Source organism: Microcoleus sp. CAWBG58 (assembly GCF_020883045.1).
GTDB lineage: Bacteria > Cyanobacteriota > Cyanobacteriia > Cyanobacteriales > Microcoleaceae > Microcoleus.
In genome coordinates, this window is sequence record NZ_JAHRFA010000053.1 from 45,417 (window position 1) to 50,092 (window position 4,676).

The window sequence follows — 4,676 nt, forward strand, 5'->3', positions numbered from 1 at the left end:
TAGTGAGGACTTCAGTCCTTCTTTTTCTGCGGACTAAAGTCCTCACTACAAACCGTATAAGAAAATAGGTTTGTAGTGAGGACTTCAGTCCTTCTTTTTCTGCGGACTAAAGTCCTCACTACAAACCCCATAAGAAAATAGGTTTGTAGTGAGGACTTCAGTCCTTCTTTTCTGCGGACTAAAGTCCTCACTACAAACCGTATAAGAAAATAGGTTTGTAGTGAGGACTTCAGTCCTTCTTTTCTGCGGACTAAAGTCCTCACTACAAACCCCATAAGAAAATAGGTTTGTAGTGAGGACTTCAGTCCTTCTTTTTCTGCGGACTAAAGTCCTCACTACAAACCGTTCAGGCAAAAATTCATCATTCAACTACTTGTTGCAAGCTGAAAGCTGAATTTTACAATTGCCTCCTTCCAGTTCGCTGCAAGCAGCGAGAGCTTGAGCTTCTGCTGCTGCTTTATCGCCGCCCCAGCCCGCACCTGCTCCTCCTTTGCCTACTGAGATCGCTCCACAATTATTGGTATTAGAGGTTAGCGCTTGACAATCGTTAGCCCCACCGCTTTGTTGATTGCAGGCGGCTACTGCTGCATCTAGCGCTTCTTTCTCTGTACCATGATCCCAACTAATACCGGTGGCGTCAGAAGTCGGAGAATAAGCAGTAGCTCCATGACTGTTCTGAGCTTTAGCTACTTGTGCAGAGCCAACAATAGAAAGTATCAGACTTGTCACTACTACTAACTTAAAACAGAGTTTTTGCAGCATATTCACTCGATATTTTTACAACGTTAACTTTGAATGCTTGTTTAATATTATATTCTGAATTTTATTGATGTCAAGATTGCTGGCAAATGTTTATATTTGCTTAATTTCTATGCAGATCGTGTAAAAACAAGTAAAATCACCAGAAAGAATTGGTTGAAAGCCTCTCCCCGATAGGGAGAAATTAAAATCAGACTATTCATTACTCCAATCCTCTTCCTTCTAGGTAAAGGTCGCTCTTAAACTGTCAACTGTCAACTGTCAACTGTCAACTGTCAACTGTTGAAGGAGGTCACTTCGATGGCAAATATCCGCAAAATCATCAGCAAACTTGCTGCCCAAGAAGAGGAACTGCTCGACACCCAATTCCTGGCTCCTTGCGTTCGAGGGGGAAAGGTGCGGACAAGGATAGGTGGGATGATTTATACTTTTCAATTGCAGCAGGGCAACTTTGAAGGATGGGCGATTTTTAAGCCAATTAATGATAAAATTGCTGCTGTGTTTGACGAACCCACTTTGCCACAAATAGCAGAATATTTGCAACTGCTGGTACCGATTCGCTTGCAATTAGCTCGCGTGCTGCAAGGGCAAACTTGGCTGGCTTATCCTGTTAACGAGTCTGATGCTAAACAGCGCCTGGGTTTTGCTAAACCTGTACCTGTACATTTAGTGAGTGAAGGCTCGCAGTTCGAGCAGATTGTGGCGCGGTGGGACGGTAATTGTTTGTGGTTTGAAGAGATTGACAGGCGCGCCGATCCGCTGCTATCCGAGCAGTTAAAAGCAGCTTTAAAAAAGTTGATTTTGCCTCAAGATGTTCGCTTTAAAGGGATGACTCCATCCATGGGAACTGTCTATGAATTGGTGACTAGAAATATTAAAGATTTCGCTCCAAAAGTGCGCGACGAACAGCGCTTGCAGCGGGCGTTGAAGATGGGCGGCGGCGATTTGCGGGATTTTTCCGATCGCCCGGATTATTGGCTGGTTGAATGGACTAGCGGCAGTGGAGAACATCATAGTTCGGCGATCGCCAAACATGATTTAACAGTTATGAGTTCTGGCATTTGTCTCAGCGGCTTGGACAATGATTTCGACTTGCAGTCATTAGTCGGAGTAGTCGAAAATCGATAAGCTTTACAGCATTTAATTTGTACGCCAGGGGCGGGCTAGGAGCATCGCCCCACAGGACTTTAAGATTTTTGCCCTAAAAAAATCAATGCAGAATAGCTAAGCAATTCCCAATTCCCAATTCCCAATTCCTCACTGTCAACTGTCAATTCCTAACTGCCAACTGCCAACTGCCAATTCCCAATTCCTCACTGTCAACTGTCAACTGTCAACTGTCAACTGTCAACTGTCATGAGTATATTTTTTCACGAACAACTTTACAGAAGTTCCGCAGTGATGTCGCTGGTTAAAAATTTTCCGGTAACGGTGTGCGGCGCAGGCGCTTTGGGTGCGAATATTGTAGAGAGTCTGGCGCGATCGGGCTTTTGCCAGTTAAGAGTCGTCGATCGCGATCGCATCGAAGAGCGCAACCTTTCCACTCAACCTTATTATCGATCGGACATCGGCGCCTTCAAAGCCAAAATTCTCGCCAACAACCTGTACCGCGCTTTGTCTGTCAGCATTGACGCGCACTCCAAGGAATTGACACCCGCCAATGTCGATCGACTGCTTGCCAACAGTGCCCTGGCGATCGATACTTTTGATAACAGCGTCGGGCGCCAAGCAGTCAAAGATTACTGTGCGAGTGCCTCCATTCCCTGCGTGCACGTCGGATTAGCCGCCGATTACTCCGAAATAATTTGGAACCAACACTATCGGGTTCCGACCGCCGCCAATGATGACGTTTGCGATTACCCGCTGGCGAGAAACTTGGTAATGCTGACAGTTTCTGTTGCCTGCGAAGTAATTGTTACCTTTGCTGCAACCCAAGAGCAACAAAATTTAACTTGCACAATCAGAGATTTTGCAGTAAAGCCACTTATATTGTAGAATGTCTGTTGACTGTTGCTAGAAACCCGGTCAATCGAGATTGGACACCTCCATCCCAGACACCCGGTTTCTCACTCTCAAACAATTGTCAGTAGATTTTGAATTTTAGATTTTAGATTGAGTTTCGGATTGCATCTGAGAACTCGAACCAAAGTCTAAAATTTTGATATCGTCCACTCCTGCTGTCGGTGGCTTTTACCAGAAATAATTGGTTGAAAGCCTCTCGGTTTTAGGGAGAAATTAATTAGACGATTCATTACTCCAATCCTCTAACTTAAGGGTAGAGGTTGCTGTCAACTGTTAAGAGGGCGGGCACGGGGGCACCGCCCCTACAGACTGTCAACTGTCAACTGAATAAACCGTTTCTTGCGGCTCAAACTTGCAGAAAACGATTGAGAAAATTAACAGGGAAAGTATGGTTGGATCGCAGACTTTTTATTATTTACTAGCAGTTCTCGGATTATTAGTTTTGACTGGCGCCAATGCAGCCACTTATTCTGGCAGCAGCACAGTTTGCCACACTAATGATTGTCACGAACCAGAAGTCCGTTACCATAAAAGGATTTTAAAACACGGATCGAGAGGGGAAGATGTGAGGAAACTGCAAAAATTGTTGAACGCCCAGGGTGTCTGCCCAGAACCGATCGCACTTGATGGCATATTCGGCCGGACAACCCTAGATGCAGTGAAAATATTTCAGCGGCAAGAAAAACTTCCTGTAGACGGAATTGTGGGAGGCAAAACTTGGGACAGACTGTTTTCGAGTTAGTAAATTCAACTACCGGACAGCAAAAGTTCCTAAGTCACTCAATTTTAGATTTTAGATTTTAGATTTTAGATTTACTCAATAACAGATGAATCTGGAAGCTTAAACTCTGTAATCTAATTTTTTTTATCGACCCTCCATATCGTCGGAAAGCAAGTATCTGTGTTTGGATCGAGTCATTTTTGGCAATCATTAATCCCTGGAATTTGTAGTTGTACATTAAGTAGATTTTGTACAACTACAGATACCTAAATTTCCATTAATAATCAATGCCTAACTAGATTGGTAATGAATGAAATTTTAGATTTTTGGTTTGGTCGATCGAACTCTCCAGAGTTTGGTAAAGTTCAAAAGAAGTGGTTTGAGAAAGATGCGGCTTTTGATACGGAAGTGCGATCGCGCTTTCTGACAGAATACGAACGAGCAGCATCCGGTAAACTCGACTTCTGGCAAAATTCCCCAGAAAACTGCCTAGCCTTGATCGTACTGCTCGATCAATTTCCGCGCAATATGTTTCGCGAAAATCCCCAAGCCTTCGCCACGGACAGCAAAGCCTTAGCCGCCGCCCAACACGCTGTTAACAATAACTTCGATCGCGAATTGTTGACTGTACAAAAGTGGTTTATCTACCTGCCTTTTGAACACAGCGAAAACTTAGAACACCAACAAAAATCTGTGCAATTATTTCGCCAACTCAGCGGCGAACCTGACAGCGATTCAGTCATTGATTTTGCAGTGCGGCATTTTAAAATCATCGAGCGTTTTGGGAGATTTCCCCACCGCAATCAAATTCTCGGACGCGAAACAACCCCCGAAGAAGCAGAGTTTTTAAAACAACCAGGTTCGGGGTTTTAAAGTTTATCAATATTGGTTCGTAGTTAGATTGGTTCGTAGTGAGGACTTTAGTCCTTCTTTCTTGGCAAAAATTCGGAGGACTGAAGTCCTTACTACGAACCTGAAGACGGACTGAAGTCCTTACTACGAACCTGAAGACGGACTGAAGTCCTTACTACGAACTTACTAAGAAACTTATATAGCAATCCTAAATCATTATCAAGGTTATGGTACAATATATATGCAATACTTGACTGTGATAAAAAATGAATAAATTACAACTGCCACAAAAAGACATGGAAAAAGAAAAAGCTTCGTTAGA

General features: G+C 43.6%; 5 protein-coding genes. 4 read left to right on the forward strand and 1 reads right to left on the reverse strand.

What is annotated here, in order from left to right:
* Positions 1 to 369 precede the first annotated feature (369 nt).
* Positions 370 to 762 carry a DUF4189 domain-containing protein gene (locus QZ918_RS21885; RefSeq protein WP_293150271.1) on the reverse strand — a complete coding sequence of 131 codons (393 nt, stop codon included), beginning with the start codon at positions 760 to 762 and terminating at the stop codon, positions 370 to 372.
* A gap of 297 nt (positions 763 to 1,059) precedes the next feature.
* Between QZ918_RS21885 and QZ918_RS21890 the strand changes: the two genes are divergently transcribed.
* The 4 genes from QZ918_RS21890 (at position 1,060) to QZ918_RS21905 (ending at position 4,375) form a co-directional block, all read left to right on the forward strand.
* Positions 1,060 to 1,887 carry a hypothetical protein gene (locus QZ918_RS21890; protein WP_293338318.1) on the forward strand — a complete coding sequence of 276 codons (828 nt, stop codon included), beginning with the start codon at positions 1,060 to 1,062 and terminating at the stop codon, positions 1,885 to 1,887.
* Positions 1,888 to 2,115: 228 nt separating this feature from the next.
* The gene (locus QZ918_RS21895; protein WP_293338320.1) at positions 2,116 to 2,754 is read left to right on the forward strand and encodes a HesA/MoeB/ThiF family protein; all 639 of its coding nucleotides are present in this window, start codon (positions 2,116 to 2,118) and stop codon (positions 2,752 to 2,754) included.
* A gap of 415 nt (positions 2,755 to 3,169) precedes the next feature.
* Positions 3,170 to 3,523: a peptidoglycan-binding domain-containing protein gene (locus QZ918_RS21900; protein ID WP_293338322.1), complete on the forward strand. Its 354-nt coding sequence runs from the start codon at positions 3,170 to 3,172 to the stop codon at positions 3,521 to 3,523.
* 285 nt (positions 3,524 to 3,808) lie between these two features.
* Positions 3,809 to 4,375, forward strand: coding sequence for a DUF924 family protein (locus tag QZ918_RS21905; protein WP_293338324.1), 567 nt, complete (start codon positions 3,809 to 3,811; stop codon positions 4,373 to 4,375).
* Positions 4,376 to 4,676 lie beyond the last annotated feature (301 nt).